Raw genomic sequence first — 13,391 nt, 5'->3', positions numbered from 1 at the left:
AGGCGCCCGCCCCCTGCGGGGGACGGGCGCCTGAGCGGAGAGTGTGCGGCGTACCCGGGTCAGCCCCGGGTCAGCTCTTGGCGGCCTTCTTGACCAGGATCACCACCGCGGCGGCGATGCCGACCACCACCAGTGCCTTGACCGCGAACCAGATCAGCGAGCTCACCACGCCGATCACGAAGCCGATCACGTTGAACGCGATGATCAGCAGGATGATCGGGACCACGACGTTGCGCACCCAGCCCGGCAGCGACTTCCACATCTCAGCCATCTCCGTACCCCATCTCCCTTTCGGGTCGGCCTCTGTCGCCGCACCCCGTCCGCTTTCGTACTTCGATCGTAGGAGCACCGGAGAGCGGAAACGAGGGAATCGGCCCCGGAGAGAACCCGGACAAAACCCTGAGGGAAACCCCTCGGGTTCGCCCCTACCGGCGGCTCAGACCGGCCACCGCTCACCCCGCCAGGCGGCGTCCCAGAACATCCACTCGTACCTGGTCGTGGTGGTGAAGTGCCGGTGCACCCGACGCCGTTCGGCGGCCGAGAGGTCCTCGCCCAGCCGGTCGGCGAGCTCCAGCACCCGGCGCACCACGGCCTGGAAGGACTCGTCGCCGTAGACCGCGATCCACCGGGCGTACAGCGGGTCGGGGGAGCCCTGGGCCAGCAGCCGCTCGCCGACCTTGGCGTAGACCCAGTAGCAGGGCAGCACCGCGGCCACCGCCTCGGCGAACGAGCCGCCGTGCACCGTGGCCAGCAGGTAGCTGGTGTACGCCAGGGTGGTGGGCAGCACCGGCTCGTCGGCCGCCTGCTCGGCGGTGCCGCCGAGGGCGGTGAGGAACTCGGCGTGCATCTCCTGCTCGGCGGCCAGCGCCCCGATCGCGTCGTCCGCGAAGGCCCGCACCTCGGCCTCGCCCGGCGCCTTGGCCGCGCACCCGGCCAGCGCCCGGGCGTAGTCCCGCAGGTAGTGCGAGTCCTGCACCACGAAGTGCCGGAACGCGGCGCGCGGCAGCGTCCCGTCGGTCAGGCCGGCCAGGAACGGGTGCGCGAGGATCTCGGCGTAGACCGGCTCGACGGCGGCCCACAGCTCCTCGGTCAGGGTCTGGGTCATGTCCGCGACCCTACGTGAGCACCGGCCGCCGGCACCGCGAGGGCGGTCGCACCGTCCGGGGCGGCGACCCGACCAGGACTCCGAGCCGTTCAGGACTCCGAGCCGTTCACGACTCCGGCGGCGAGAAGACCACCAGCACCCGCAGCTCCTCGGTGATGTGGTGGAACCGGTGCGGCGTCCCCGCCGGCACGAAGACCACGCTCCCCCGGCCCACGGTGCAGGTCTCCTCCCCCACGGTCAGCGACGCCCGCCCGCTGATCACCTGGTACAGCTCGTCCTGCTGGTGCGCGCCCTGGGTGTCCGTCTCGCCGGGGGAGAGCGCGTACAGCCCGGCCGACATCGTGCGCTCCTTCAGGAAGCGCAGGTAGGCCCCGTCCTGGGCCGCCCGCTCGGCGTCCAGCCGGTCGAGACGGAAAACCTTCATCAGCCCGCTCCTCTTTGGTGCTTCCGCGATCCGCCCGAGCCTGTCACGATGCGGAGCCATGAAGCACTTCGTTCTGAAGACCCTGATCAACGCGGCCGCCATCTGGGTCGCGGCCTGGCTCGTCAAGGGCATCACCCTGTCGAGCGGCAGCTGGCAGCACCAGACGATGACCGTGATCGGCGTCGCCCTGATCTTCGGGGTGGTGAACTGGCTGATCAAGCCGCTGGTGAAGTTCTTCTCGTTCCCGCTCTTCATCCTCACGCTCGGCCTGATCACCTTCGTGGTCAACGCGCTGATGCTCTGGCTGACCTCCTTCGCCTCCGACAAGCTGAGCCTGGACTTCCACGTGACCGGCTTCCTGCCGGCGCTGTTCGGCTCGCTGATCATCAGCCTGGTCGCCTGGGGCCTGCACGTGGTGCTGGACGACAAGGACTGACGCCCCGCGCACCGCGACGGGCCCGCCCCGACCGAACAGGTCGGCGCGGGCCCGCGGCGTGTCCGCGTCCGGCCCCGGCCCCCGGCCCCCGGCCCCCGGCCCCCGGCCCCCGGGCCCCGGGCCCGCGCCGCGGCCGGGGTCAGCCGAGGCACCCCCGGCTCAGGATGTCGGCCAGCTTCGCGTCCAGCGCGGAGGCGGCCGGCTCCTCGCCCATCGGCACCAGCCGGTCGGCCCGGGCCAGGAAGGCGACCAGCGGCGGCGCGGCACAGCGCAGTTGCGCGTCGCCGTCCGGCGACCGCAGCAGGATCCTGACCTGCGACAGCTCCTCGCCGACCGGGCGGATCTGCACGTCGCCCTCCCCACTGGGCCGGCTGATCCCGTCGAGCAGCAGCTCCCGGCCGAACACCCAGCTGACCGGGGCGTCCCCGGGCAGGTGGAAGGTGAGCCGGACCGCGAAGGGGTCGCCCGGGTCGTAGACGAGGTCGACCACCAGGCGGAAGGAGAGCTCGTTCGAGACCACGAGGCTCATCACCACGTGCCCCTGGACAGTGCTGTGCATGCGCCAGTACCTCTCGTTCTGCCCGGCCGTCGCCGTCCTGCGGCCCTTCTCGGGCCGGGCATGCGGTTTCGCTGTCGGTTGCCGTGCTGGTGCGTTGCGGTTGTGCAGATATGACCCTGATCCCCCGTAACACACCCATCGTCCGGTTTGTCGGACCGGTCGGACAAGATGTGCTTTTTCACATGGTGAACGAGGCGGACAGGGCGCCGAGCAGTCCGGCGGCCCGCCCGCGCAGCCGGCCGGCGGCCGCGGCGAGCCGGTCCGACCGGTCCACCGGCAGCGAGAGGGCGACGGTGGCCACGGTCGCGCCGACGGTGATCGGGACCGCTGCGCAGACCGTGCCGAGCGCGTACTCCTGGTGCTCGAAGACCGGCATGGTCGGCTGCGCGCCGGCCCACCGGCGCAGCAGCACCGCCTCCTCGGTCACCGTGGCCGGGGTCAGGTCGGTCGGCCGGTGCCTGGCCAGGTGGTCGCGCCGCTGCTGCTCGGTGAGTTGGGAGAGCAGGCACTGGCCGATCGCGTGGGCGTGCGCGGTGGCACGGAAGTCGGCCCACTCCGCCACCGCGGGCCGGCGCTGGTCGGCGGCCACCGCCAGCAGTTCGACCTCGCCGTCGCGGTAGGCCGCGAAGTACACCGCGGCGTCCACCTGCTCGCTCAGCCGGTCGAGCCCCGCTCGGAGTTCGGACCGCCCGTGCTGGCGCTGCCCGGCCTCGCCGATGCTGCTGACCGAGGCGCCGTAGAAGAACCGCCCCTCACTGCGCCGCAGGTAGCCCTCGTGGGTCAGGGTCCGCAGCAGGTGGTAGGTGGTGCCCAGCGGCAGGCCGGCGGCGCGCGCCAACTGCTTCGCGGTGGCGCCCTGCAGGAACCCGCCGACGGCCTCCAGCAGGTGCAGCGCCCGCTGCACCGAGGCGATCAGGGTGGGCCCGCCGCCCGCGGCCGCCCCGGTGGGCGAGCGGCCCGGGCGCACGCCGCCGGTACTTCGCTCGCCGCGGCGGACCAGTGGCAGGTTCAGCGTCTCGACGGAGTTCGCACTGCGCGGCACGGTCACACTTTCCCCCCAACCCGGATTGACGACAGGTCGGCCAATTCGGAACACTACGGTCCGTTTTGCCCGGTGTTGATCATTGGAGCACAGCGGATGCGGGGTCGCAATCACGCTCTTGGCGCACTGAATCAGGTAAAGGGAGTGAAAAGTCGCCATGACGTCGAAAACCGGCCGACCGCGCCGGTGGCGGAACGACCGGACGGCCCCGCAGGTCCGGGACGGGCCGCCCGTTCGTCCGCCTGTGCGAGTTTCGGCGCCGCCCACCTGCGGGATGCTCCCGCACAACGCTTGTGGAGGTGACGGCAGTGACCCCTGTGCCGGCGGCGCCCGGACCGACACCCCATCCGCGACCGGTGGTCAAGCGCACGGCGCGGGCGATCCTGCTGGAGCTCGACGAGCACGACCCGGTGCACGGCCCGGCCTCGTTGGTGGTGATCAAGCGCACCCGGCCCGGCAGCAACCCGTACTGGATCACTCCCGGCGGCGGCGTGGAGCCCGAGGACCGCACCGTCACCGAGGCGCTGCACCGCGAGGTGGACGAGGAACTCGGCGGCAAGGTGGTCGACGTGGTCCCGGCCTTCGTGGACACCGTCGCCCACTCGCACCACGAGGACGGCACCCTGCTGCACCCGCACGGGGTCAAGGTCCAGCACTTCTTCGCCTGCCGGCTCGCCTCGATGGACCCCGGCCGGCGGCACGGCCCCGAGGTGGACGAGCCGCGCGGCGAGTACGAGATCGTCCGGCTGCCGTTCACCCGGGAGGGGGTCACCGCCGTCAACCTGGTCCCGCCCTCGCTCCGTTCCTACCTGGCCGCCAACATCGAGGGGGTCCGGGCCCTGCTGGCGACCGACCTGTAGTCACAGCTCCAGGTCGTGGTGGACGTGCTCCAGCCGCACTCCGGAGCGGACCAGCATGCTGGCGGACCGCCGCACCATCGCGGCCGGCCCGCTGAGGAACGCGTGGTGGCCGTCCCACGGCCCGAGTTGGGCCACCACGTCGCCGACCAGCCCGGACAGCGCGCCGCCCGGGCGGACCACCTCCTCGGAGACCACCGGGCGGACCGTCAGCCAGGCGTGGCGGCGCTCCAACTCGCGCAGTGCGTCCAGCTGGTAGAGGTCGTCGGTGCGCCGGGCGCCGTAGAACACCTCCACGGTGCGGCCGTTCGCGCCGTACCCGGCCACCTCCTCGACCAGGGCCGTGATCGGCGCGATCCCGGTGCCGCCGCCCAGACAGAGCAGGTCGGCGGTGCCGGCGTGGTCGGCCACCATGGTCCCGGCCGCCGGGCCGAGCCGCAGCACGTCGCCGGGCTGGGCCCGGCGGACCAGCGCGCTGCTCACCCAGCCGCTCTGCACGGCCTTGACGTGCAGGGTCAGCAGCCCGTCCGGGCGCGGCGCGGTGGCGAACGAGAACGGCCGCCAGACCCGCGGCCACCACGGGGTCTCCAGGGTGGTGTACTGGCCGGCCCGGTACGGGTACGGGTGGTCGGTGCGCAGCGTCAGCACCGCCACGTCCCGCTCGCGCACCTGGTGCGAGACCACCTCGGCCTGCCAGAACGGCGGCGCGGTGGCGGCCGCCCGCTCGGCGGCCTCGATCATGATCGAGGAGACCACCCGGTAGACCCGGCGCCAGGCCAGCTCGGTCTCGGCGTCCCAGCGGCTGCCGCAGTACTTGGCCAGCGCCGCCACCAGGCACTCGCCCACCGGGCCGTAGTGCGCGGTGGTGGTGCCGTACTTGCGGTGGCCGCGGCCCAGGTTGCCCAGGTAGGCGGTCAGCCCCACCGGGTCGTCGGCGCTGCGCGCGGCCGTCAGCAGGGCCCGGAACAACCGGTCGCGCTGCACGTCCATCGCGGCCGGGAACATCGACCGGATCTCCGGGTGGTGGACGAAGAGCAGCGCGTAGAAGTGCGCGGTGGCCCGGTCGGCCACCGGCTCCACCAGCGTGAGCGTGAGGCGGATCAGGTCCAGGTCGCGCGGCGTGGGCGGCTCCTCCGCGCTGCGCCGGACGTCGGGTGCCGGCGGCGCGGGTGCCGGTGGCGGCCCGCCCGCGTCCTGCGCCGCCCAGGCCTGGCTCCACCGGTCGCCGGGGCCGGCCCAGTTGAGCCCCGGGGCCCAGCTGAACAGCGGTTCCACGACCGGGCGTTCGAGGGCCGGCCGGAGGGCCGGTGCGGGCTCTAACGCCGCCGGGACGGCGGGCGGTTCGCTCGGCATCGGCGGGATCGGCGGGAGCGGACGGACCGGCTCGGGCTCCGCGGGCGCCTGGACCGGCTCCGGGCCGCTGTCCACCATCCCCGGCACCGCGGTGGCCGCGGCCGAGCCGTGGCCGGAGCGGACCATCAGCGCGGAGAGGGACTTCACTGCTACCTGACGCGTACTCAAGAGAATCGTTTCGCCTCCGGTCGTCCCAGCAACGCCTTGGGTAGCGTGGCACGGCCGGACAGCTGATCCGACAAATCTTGGGAACGCCGGACGGCGGACCGTTCCGCGCGCTAGGCTCCCGCCTTCGCCCGCGGCGGCCCGCCGCTCGGTGCGGTCCGTCAGTACCAGGCGTCGCACCAGGTGCCGCGCTGGACCTGGACGCAGACCTGGTCCCAGTACCCCGGCCCGTCGTAGTAGACCGGCGTGGCGGCGGTGCCGTTGGCCGGCACCCAGACCAGGTCGCTCTGGGTGTAGGTCGCCCCGCCGTCCTTGGACTGGCGGATGAAGATCCAGCAGGCGGTGCCGCCGTTCAGCGACGCCTGGCCCTGCGCGTACTCGTGCGAGGCGCCGTTGTACCCCTCGATCTCGTACCGGTTCATCGAGCAGAGCCCGGCCGAGCCGGTCACCATGGTGGGGCTCGAATCGCGCAGCACGTACGTCTCGGCGAGCGCACTGCCCGCGCCGGTGGCGAGCACCGCGCAGGTCATGGCGGCTATGGCGGCCGGGCGGGCGGAGCGGGACAACCTGAACATGGGGAACCCTTCGGAGCGCGGGCGGAACACCTCGGACACCCGATCCCCCGTGGTGGACCGGCACGCCGTGGGGGCGCGCTGGCGACCTGCCCGCAATCGCGGCGAATATGCCCCGCGCGATCGAGGTGCAGCCGCCGCACGGTCGGGCCCGTCCCCGGGACGTCGCAGCACCGGGCCCGGCCGGGACGGTACGTCCCCGCCGGGCCCGGTCGCCCGCTCTCCGCTCAGAGCTGCCGCAGCAGCATCCCCGGCCGCTCCAGGCAGTCCGCGACGAACCGCAGGAAGCCGCCCGCCGTGCCGCCGTCGCAGACCCGGTGGTCGAAGGTGAACGACAGCTGCGTCACCTGACGGACCGCCAGCTGGCCCTCGTGCACCCAGGGCTTCGCGATGATCCGGCCGACACCGAGCATGGCCGCCTCGGGGTGGTTGAGGATCGGGGTGGAGCCGTCGACGCCGAACACGCCGTAGTTGTTCAGCGTGAACGTGCCGCCGGTCAGCTCGGCCGGGGTGAGCGAACCGGCTCGGGCGGCGGCGGTCAACCGGCCCAGCTCGGCACCGAGTTGCTCGGTGGTCAGCTGCTGGGCGTCGCGCACCACCGGGACCACCAGGCCGCGGTCGCTCTGCGCGGCGAAGCCCAGGTGGACCGCCGGATGGCGCCGGATCGCGGCCGGTGCGCCGTTGGCGTCCAGGTCCACGCTGGTGTTCAGCTCCGGGTAGCGGGCCAGCGCGGCCACGCAGATCCGGGCCAGCAGGGCCAGCAGCGAGACCTTGGGGAGGTCCGGCGACCGGTTCATCTGGGCGCGCACGGCGAGCAGTTCGGTGGCGTCGGCGTCCACCCAGCAGGTGGCGGCCGGGATCTCGTGGTGGCTGCGGGTCAGCTTCTCGGCCACCGTGCGGCGCAGACCGCGCAGCGGGACCGAGTCCGCGGAGGCGGGGACGACGGCCGGGGCCGCCGGGGCCACCGCGGCCTCGATCGCCCGGTTCACGTCGGCCCGCAGGATCAGCCCGTCCGGCCCGCTGCCGGTCAGCGAGGCCAGGTCCACCGCGTGCTCGCGGGCCAGCTTGCGCACCAGGGGGGAGATGACGGGGACGACGGCGGGAGCCTCGACCACCGCAGGGGCAGCCACCACCGCAGGGGCAGCCGCCACCGGGACAGCGGCCGGGGCCGGCGCGACCGGGGCCGCCCCCACCCGTCGGCGCCGCGCGCCCTTGCCGCCCTCGGCCACGCCGTAGCCCACCAGCGGGCGCTCGGGCTGCGGGTCCGGCACGTCGGTGCCGGGCTCCGGCGCCACCGCCACGGTGACCAGCGGCTGGCCGACCAGCCGTTCCTCGCCCACCTCGCCGAACCGCGCGGTGACCACCCCGCCGTACGGACAGGGCACCTCGACCACCGCCTTGGCGGTCTCCACCTCCACCACCGGTTGGTCCACGGCGATCACCTCGCCGACCTCGACCATCCAGCGCACCACCTCGGCCCCGGTCAGCCCCTCGCCCAGGTCGGGCAGGGTGAACTCGCGCACGATCGGCATCACGGTCACCCCTCCCACTGCAGCTTCGCGACCGCGTCCAGGATCCGGTCCACCCCGGGCAGGTGGTGGTGCTCCAGCATCGGCGGCGGGTACGGGATGTCGAAGCCGGTCACCCGCAGCACCGGTGCGGCCAGGTGGTGGAAGCAGCGCTCGGTCACCCGGGCGGCGATCTCCGCGCCGACCCCGCCGAAGCCGGTGGACTCGTGCACCACCACGGCCCGCCCGACCGAGCGGACCACCTCGCAGACGGTGGCGTCGTCGAACGGCACCAGGGAGCGCAGGTCCAGCACGGCCAGGTCCCAGCCCTCGGCGCGGGCCGCCTCGGCCGCCTCCAGGCAGACCGGCAGCGACGGACCGTAGGTGATCAGCACCGCCGAGCGGCCGGTGCGGCGCAGCACCGCGCGGCCCACCGGGGCGGTGCCGGCGCCGGTGTCCAGCTCGTCCTTGGACCAGTAGAGCCGCTTGGGCTCCAGGAAGACCACCGGGTCGTCGGAGGCGATCGACTCGCGCAGCAGGCCGTAGGCGTCGGCCACGGTGGCGGGGGTGACCACGTGCAGGCCGGGGGTGCCGGCGTAGTACGCCTCGGAGGAGTCGCTGTGGTGCTCCACGCCGCCGATGCCGCCGCCGTACGGCACCCGCACGGTGATCGGCAGCGCCAGCTTGCCGGCGGTGCGGTTGCGCATCTTGGCCACGTGCGAGACCAGCTGCTCCATCGCCGGGTAGGCGAAGGCGTCGAACTGCATCTCCACCACCGGGCGCAGCCCGTACATCGCCATCCCGATCGCGGTGCCCAGGATGCCGGCCTCGGCCAGCGGGGTGTCCAGGCAGCGGTCGGCGCCGAACTCGGAGGCCAGCCCGTCGGTGATCCGGAAGACGCCGCCGAGCCGGCCGACGTCCTCGCCCAGCAGGTGCACGGTCGGGTCCTCGCGCATCGCGTCGCGCAGCGCGGTGTTCAGCGCCTGCGCCATGGTCGCGGTGCGGGTCTCGGTCACGGTGCTCACTTCTCCGCCTCCGCCGCCAGCTCGGCGGCCAGCTGCTCGGCCTGCTCGCGCAGTTGGGGGGTCGGCTCGGCGTAGACGTGGGCGAACAGCGACGCCGGGTCCAGGACCGGCTCGGCGTGGAACTCGGCGCGCATCCGGGCCGCGAGTTCCTCGCCCTCGGCGACGGCCGCGGCCGCCTGCGCGTCGTCCAGCAGGCCGGCGCCGCGCAGCTCGCGCTCCATCAGCAGGATCGGGTCGTGCTGCTGCCAGGCCGTCACCTCCGCGGACTGCCGGTAGCGGGTGGCGTCGTCGGCGTTGGTGTGCGCCTCCACCCGGTAGGTGAGCGCCTCCACCAGGGTCGGCCCGCCGCCGGACCGGGCCCGGTCCACCGCCTCGGTCAGCACGGCGTGCACCGCCACCACGTCGTTGCCGTCCACCAGCCGGCCCGGCATCCCGTAGCCGACGGCCTTGTGGGCCAGCGTCGGGGCGGCGGACTGCTGGGTCAGCGGGACCGAGATCGCGTAGCCGTTGTTCTGCACCAGGAAGACCACCGGGGCGTTCAGCACCGCGGCGAAGTTCAGCGCCTCGTGGAAGTCGCCCTCGCTGGTGCCGCCGTCGCCCATCATGGCCAGCGCCACCACCGGCTCGCCGCGCAGCCGGGCCGCGTGCGCCAGGCCGACCGCGTGCGGGGCCTGGGTGGCCAGCGGGGTGCAGAGCGGGGCGGTCCGGGTGGCCACCGGGTCGTAGCCGGTGTGCGCGTTGCCGCGCAGCAGGGTCAGCGCCTGGAGCGGGTCGACCCCGCGGCCGACCACCGCGAGGGTGTCGCGGTAGCTGGGGAAGAGCCAGTCGTCCTCGGCCAGCACCGCGGCCGCGGCCACCTCGCAGGCCTCCTGGCCGGTGGAGGACGGGTAGACGGCCAGCCGGCCCTGCTTGGTCAGCGTGGTGGCCTGCTGGTTGTAGCGGCGGCCGACCACCAGCCGGCGGTACAGCTCGCGCAGCAGCGCGGGGTCGTACGCGGCGAGCCCGGGCGTGCCGAGGATCCGCACCGGGGAGTGGTCGGGCAGGAGGGGCGCGGGATCGGTCCGGGGGGCGGTAGCGCCGGGCAGCCAACCGGGCACCGGCGCGGTAGGCCGGTGGTCGAGGACGGTCATCGGGCACCTCCAAGGGGTGGGGAGGGCAGCAGGAACTGGGGGATTGCCTCCCAACCGATTGTTCGGTTGTCTTTTCATTGTGGCCACAGCACGGTGAAGGTGCTGGACATTCGGCCGCTCCGGCAGTCTGCTGAAAGCAGCACGTCCACCATCGGAGGGCTTGAGGACATGGGCTCTGAACAAATGGCCAGCGCGCCGACCGGCCGCGCGGCGCTGCCCGCCCAGAGCCCGCACCACGGCACGCACCCCCCGGCCCACCCGGCTCCCGCGACCCAGCCCGACCGCTCGCTGGACCGGGTCGACCGGTCGATCCTGCGGCTGCTGCAGCAGGACGGGCGGGCCTCGATCCGCTCGGTCGCCGAACGGGTGCACGTCTCCCGGGCCAACGCCTACGCCCGGATCGCCCGGATGATGGAGGACGGGGTGATCCGCGGCTTCACCGCCCGGGTCGACCACGAACGGGCCGGGCAGAGCGCCACCGCCTACGTCACGCTGAAGATCGTGCAGAACTCCTGGCGCAGCGTCCGCGAGCAGCTGCTCGACCTGCCCGGGGTGGCGCACATCGCGCTGGTGGGCGGCGAGTACGACGTGCTGATGCTGGTGCACACGGCGGACAACCGGGCGCTGCGCGAGCTGGTGCTGGGCAGCGTCCAGGCGATCCCGGGGGTGCTGTCCACCCAGACCCTGCTGGTCTTCGAGGAGACCGACCGGGTGCCGCCGGCCTGAGGGCCGGTCCCGGCGTCCGTCAGGCGCGCAGCCCGTCGAAGGCCAGCCGGGCCACGGCCTCGGCCACGCCGTCGGCGTGCGGGGCGTCCGGGCGGTACCACTCGACGATCGAGTTGATCATGCCGAAGAGCAGGCGGGTGGCCAGCCGCGGCTCCACGTCGGCCCGCAGCTCGCCGGCCGTCACCGCCTCCTTGACCAGCTCGGCCACCCGGTGGTCGAAGTCCCGGCGGCGCTCCAGCGCCCACTGCTCGGTGCCGGTGTTGCCGCGCACCCGCAGCAGCAGGGTCACGTAGGGCAGTTCGGCCAGCAGCACCTCGGTGGTGCGGCGCACCACGTGCTCCAGCCGGTCCACCGGGCGCCCGTCGACCGCCGCCGGCTCGTCCAGGATCCCGAACAGCCCGTCCAGCGCGCGGCCGACGGCGAGCCGCAGCAGCTCCTCCTTGCCGCGCACGTGGTGGTAGATCGAGGACTTGGAGATGCCGGCCGCCCGCGACAGGTCCTCCATCGAGGTCCCGTCGTAGCCGCGCGCGTTGAAGACCTGCACCGTGACCGCGAGCAGCGATTCGACGGTGTACGTGGTGCGGTTCGGGGTGTCGGCCATACCCCTGAGTATCCCCGGCGGGCCGAGCGGGCTTCACCCGGGCGGCACTCTTGACCCGACCGATCGTTCGGTTACGCTGAGGAGCGTCAGGCACCGGACTGCCATTTTTCGAGGAGCGCCGCATGGCCGCCGTCGACGAACTGATCGAGCGTCACCAGGAGACCCTCTCGCGCGCGCTGACCGCGCTCGCCGAGCGGGACTACTGGTCGCCCTACCCCGAGTTCCCCAAGGCCTACGGCGAGAGCGCGCCGGCCGACGGCAAGGCCGCCTTCGAGGCGCTGCTCGGCACCACCTTCGCGCTGCCCGGCCAGCCGGCCGACGGCGAGCCGGTCGGCACCGAGTCCTCGCCGTACGGCATCGAGCTCGGCATCGGCTACCCGCGCGCCGAGGTGGACGAGCTGCTCGCCGCCGCGGCCGCGGCCCGGCCCGGCTGGGCGGCGGCCACCCCGGCCGCCCGCGCCGCCGTCTGCCTGGAGGTGCTGGCCCGGATCAACGCCCGCTCGCACGAGATGGCGCAGGCCGTGATGCACACCACCGGCCAGGCCTACGCGATGGCCTTCCAGGCCGGCGGCCCGCACGCCCAGGACCGCGGCCTGGAGGCGGTGGCCTACGCCTACGCCGAGCAGGCCAAGCTGCCCGCCACCGCCGGGTGGACCAAGCCGCAGGGCAAGCGCGACCCGCTGGTGCTGACCAAGGAGTTCATCACCGTGCCGCGCGGCACCGCGCTGGTCATCGGCTGCAACACCTTCCCGACCTGGAACGGCTACCCGGGCCTGTTCGCCTCGCTGGCCACCGGCAACCCGGTGGTGGTCAAGCCGCACCCGCGCGCGGTGCTGCCGCTGGCGCTGACGGTGCGGATCGCCCGCGAGGTGCTGTCCGAGTACGGCTTCGACCCCAACACGGTCACCCTGGCCGCCGAGCGGGACCGCGAGGGCATCGCCAAGACGCTGGCCCTCCACCCGGACGTGCGGATCATCGACTACACCGGTTCCACCGAGTTCGGCGACTGGCTGGAGGAGAACGCCAAGCAGGCCCTGGTCTACACCGAGAAGGCCGGCGTCAACACGGTCGTCATCGACTCGACCGACGACTACAAGGGCATGCTGGGCAACCTGGCCTTCGCCCTGTCGCTCTACACCGGCCAGATGTGCACCACCCCGCAGAACCTGCTGATCCCGCGCGGCGGCATCGGCACCGACCAGGGCGACAAGTCCTACGACGAGGTGGTGGCCGACCTGGCGGGCGCGATCAGCGGCCTGCTCGGCGACGACGCCCGCGCCGCGGCGATCCTGGGCGCCGTGGTCAACCCGGCGGTGCTGCAGCGCAGCGCGGCCGCCGCGAGCGGCGAGTACGGTGACCTGGCGCTGGCCCCGCGGGTGGTGGAGTCGGCCGAGTTCCCGGGCGCGGCCATCCGCACCCCCGCGCTGATCAAGGTGGAGGCGCACAAGCCGGACGACCGGGCGCACTTCCTCACCGAGTGCTTCGGGCCGGTCTACTTCGCGGTCGCGGTGGACTCCACCGCCGACGCGGTCGACCTGCTGCGCCGGACCGTCAGCGAGCACGGCGCGATGACGGCCACCGGCTACACCACCTCCGCCGAGGTGGAGCAGGCGCTGGTGCAGGCCTGCCTGGACAGCGGCGTCTGCCTCTCGCTCAACCTCACCGGCGGGGTCTACCCGAACCAGACCGCCGCCTTCTCCGACCTGCACGGCACCGGGGCCAACCCGGCCGCCAACGCCGCGTACACCGACGCGGCCTTCGTGGCCAACCGGTTCCGCGTGGTGGAGGTCCGCCGCCCGGCCTGACGGGTGCTCGGCGGGGCGGGGGGGGCCCCCCGGAACGCCGGGGGCGGCCCCCCCCCCCCGGCGTGGGGAGGGGGCGGGAAACC

15 protein-coding genes are annotated in these 13,391 nt (G+C 73.7%); 4 read left to right on the top strand and 11 right to left on the bottom strand.

Annotated features, from left to right (window positions below):
- Nucleotides 1-70 precede the first annotated feature (70 nt).
- From ACFW1A_RS30110 to ACFW1A_RS30100, 3 genes are all read right to left on the bottom strand, one after another.
- Entirely contained in the window at nucleotides 71-271 is a 201-nt protein-coding gene (locus tag ACFW1A_RS30110) for a DUF5326 family protein (protein WP_380414248.1), read from the bottom strand.
- 165 nt (nucleotides 272-436) lie between these two features.
- On the bottom strand, nucleotides 437-1,105 hold the full coding sequence (gene tenA / locus ACFW1A_RS30105) for a thiaminase II (RefSeq protein WP_380414246.1): 669 nt from the start codon (nucleotides 1,103-1,105) through the stop codon (nucleotides 437-439).
- A 106-nt stretch (nucleotides 1,106-1,211) separates the two neighbouring features.
- Nucleotides 1,212-1,529: a cupin domain-containing protein gene (locus ACFW1A_RS30100; protein WP_380414244.1), complete on the bottom strand. Its 318-nt coding sequence runs from the start codon at nucleotides 1,527-1,529 to the stop codon at nucleotides 1,212-1,214.
- A 58-nt stretch (nucleotides 1,530-1,587) separates the two neighbouring features.
- On the opposite strand from ACFW1A_RS30100, the gene ACFW1A_RS30095 reads away from it, so the two are divergent.
- The gene (locus tag ACFW1A_RS30095; RefSeq protein ID WP_380414242.1) at nucleotides 1,588-1,965 is read left to right on the top strand and encodes a phage holin family protein; all 378 of its coding nucleotides are present in this window, start codon (nucleotides 1,588-1,590) and stop codon (nucleotides 1,963-1,965) included.
- 139 nt (nucleotides 1,966-2,104) lie between these two features.
- Here the strand turns inward: ACFW1A_RS30095 and ACFW1A_RS30090 are convergent, their stop codons facing one another.
- Together ACFW1A_RS30090 and ACFW1A_RS30085 are read right to left on the bottom strand one after the other, a co-directional pair.
- A complete protein-coding gene (locus ACFW1A_RS30090) occupies nucleotides 2,105-2,524 on the bottom strand; it encodes an SsgA family sporulation/cell division regulator (protein WP_380414240.1) in 420 nt (139 codons plus the stop codon).
- 178 nt (nucleotides 2,525-2,702) lie between these two features.
- Entirely contained in the window at nucleotides 2,703-3,566 is an 864-nt protein-coding gene (locus tag ACFW1A_RS30085) for an IclR family transcriptional regulator (RefSeq protein ID WP_380414238.1), read from the bottom strand.
- Between the two features lie 356 nt (nucleotides 3,567-3,922).
- On the opposite strand from ACFW1A_RS30085, the gene ACFW1A_RS30080 reads away from it, so the two are divergent.
- The gene (locus ACFW1A_RS30080; protein WP_380414236.1) at nucleotides 3,923-4,426 is read left to right on the top strand and encodes an NUDIX domain-containing protein; all 504 of its coding nucleotides are present in this window, start codon (nucleotides 3,923-3,925) and stop codon (nucleotides 4,424-4,426) included.
- On the opposite strand, the gene ACFW1A_RS30075 is transcribed toward ACFW1A_RS30080, so the two are convergent.
- The 5 genes from ACFW1A_RS30075 to pdhA all read right to left on the bottom strand — a co-directional run bounded on the left by ACFW1A_RS30075 (nucleotide 4,427) and on the right by pdhA (nucleotide 10,176).
- A complete protein-coding gene (locus tag ACFW1A_RS30075; protein ID WP_380414234.1) occupies nucleotides 4,427-5,923 on the bottom strand; it encodes a globin domain-containing protein in 1,497 nt (498 codons plus the stop codon). It abuts the gene before it with no gap.
- A gap of 179 nt (nucleotides 5,924-6,102) precedes the next feature.
- Entirely contained in the window at nucleotides 6,103-6,516 is a 414-nt protein-coding gene (locus ACFW1A_RS30070) for a hypothetical protein (protein ID WP_380414232.1), read from the bottom strand.
- 224 nt (nucleotides 6,517-6,740) lie between these two features.
- The gene (locus ACFW1A_RS30065) at nucleotides 6,741-8,045 is read right to left on the bottom strand and encodes a dihydrolipoamide acetyltransferase family protein (RefSeq protein WP_380414252.1); all 1,305 of its coding nucleotides are present in this window, start codon (nucleotides 8,043-8,045) and stop codon (nucleotides 6,741-6,743) included.
- A gap of 5 nt (nucleotides 8,046-8,050) precedes the next feature.
- Nucleotides 8,051-9,013, bottom strand: coding sequence for an alpha-ketoacid dehydrogenase subunit beta (locus ACFW1A_RS30060; protein ID WP_380414250.1), 963 nt, complete (start codon nucleotides 9,011-9,013; stop codon nucleotides 8,051-8,053).
- A gap of 29 nt (nucleotides 9,014-9,042) precedes the next feature.
- A complete protein-coding gene (pdhA, locus tag ACFW1A_RS30055) occupies nucleotides 9,043-10,176 on the bottom strand; it encodes a pyruvate dehydrogenase (acetyl-transferring) E1 component subunit alpha (RefSeq protein WP_380414230.1) in 1,134 nt (377 codons plus the stop codon).
- Nucleotides 10,177-10,344: 168 nt separating this feature from the next.
- Here pdhA and ACFW1A_RS30050 point away from each other — a divergent pair, with 168 nt between their 5' ends.
- Entirely contained in the window at nucleotides 10,345-10,902 is a 558-nt protein-coding gene (locus ACFW1A_RS30050; RefSeq protein ID WP_380414228.1) for an Lrp/AsnC family transcriptional regulator, read from the top strand.
- Nucleotides 10,903-10,921: 19 nt separating this feature from the next.
- Here ACFW1A_RS30050 and ACFW1A_RS30045 read toward each other — a convergent pair whose 3' ends face one another.
- Entirely contained in the window at nucleotides 10,922-11,503 is a 582-nt protein-coding gene (locus tag ACFW1A_RS30045) for a TetR/AcrR family transcriptional regulator (RefSeq protein ID WP_380414226.1), read from the bottom strand.
- 122 nt (nucleotides 11,504-11,625) lie between these two features.
- Here ACFW1A_RS30045 and paaN point away from each other — a divergent pair, with 122 nt between their 5' ends.
- A complete protein-coding gene (paaN, locus tag ACFW1A_RS30040; protein ID WP_380414224.1) occupies nucleotides 11,626-13,308 on the top strand; it encodes a phenylacetic acid degradation protein PaaN in 1,683 nt (560 codons plus the stop codon).
- The last annotated feature ends 83 nt before the right edge of the window (nucleotides 13,309-13,391 follow it).

Source organism: Kitasatospora sp. NPDC058965 (assembly GCF_042741245.1).
Classification (GTDB): Bacteria; Actinomycetota; Actinomycetes; order Streptomycetales; family Streptomycetaceae; genus Kitasatospora.
This window is presented reverse-complemented; position numbering and strand designations above follow the sequence as displayed.

Excerpts from the sequence above, each read along its gene's own strand:
- tenA (WP_380414246.1), bottom strand. The coding sequence starts at position 1,105 with ATGACCCAGACCCTGACCGAGGAGCTGTGGGCCGCCGTCGAGCCGGTC.
- ACFW1A_RS30070 (WP_380414232.1), bottom strand. The coding sequence starts at position 6,516 with ATGTTCAGGTTGTCCCGCTCCGCCCGCCCGGCCGCCATAGCCGCCATG.
- ACFW1A_RS30045 (WP_380414226.1), bottom strand. The coding sequence starts at position 11,503 with ATGGCCGACACCCCGAACCGCACCACGTACACCGTCGAATCGCTGCTC.
- ACFW1A_RS30060 (WP_380414250.1), bottom strand. The coding sequence starts at position 9,013 with ATGGCGCAGGCGCTGAACACCGCGCTGCGCGACGCGATGCGCGAGGAC.
- ACFW1A_RS30090 (WP_380414240.1), bottom strand. The coding sequence starts at position 2,524 with ATGCACAGCACTGTCCAGGGGCACGTGGTGATGAGCCTCGTGGTCTCG.
- ACFW1A_RS30110 (WP_380414248.1), bottom strand. The coding sequence starts at position 271 with ATGGCTGAGATGTGGAAGTCGCTGCCGGGCTGGGTGCGCAACGTCGTG.
- pdhA (WP_380414230.1), bottom strand. The coding sequence starts at position 10,176 with ATGACCGTCCTCGACCACCGGCCTACCGCGCCGGTGCCCGGTTGGCTG.
- ACFW1A_RS30050 (WP_380414228.1), top strand. The coding sequence starts at position 10,345 with ATGGGCTCTGAACAAATGGCCAGCGCGCCGACCGGCCGCGCGGCGCTG.
- ACFW1A_RS30095 (WP_380414242.1), top strand. The coding sequence starts at position 1,588 with ATGAAGCACTTCGTTCTGAAGACCCTGATCAACGCGGCCGCCATCTGG.
- paaN (WP_380414224.1), top strand. The coding sequence starts at position 11,626 with ATGGCCGCCGTCGACGAACTGATCGAGCGTCACCAGGAGACCCTCTCG.
- ACFW1A_RS30065 (WP_380414252.1), bottom strand. The coding sequence starts at position 8,045 with ATGCCGATCGTGCGCGAGTTCACCCTGCCCGACCTGGGCGAGGGGCTG.
- ACFW1A_RS30100 (WP_380414244.1), bottom strand. The coding sequence starts at position 1,529 with ATGAAGGTTTTCCGTCTCGACCGGCTGGACGCCGAGCGGGCGGCCCAG.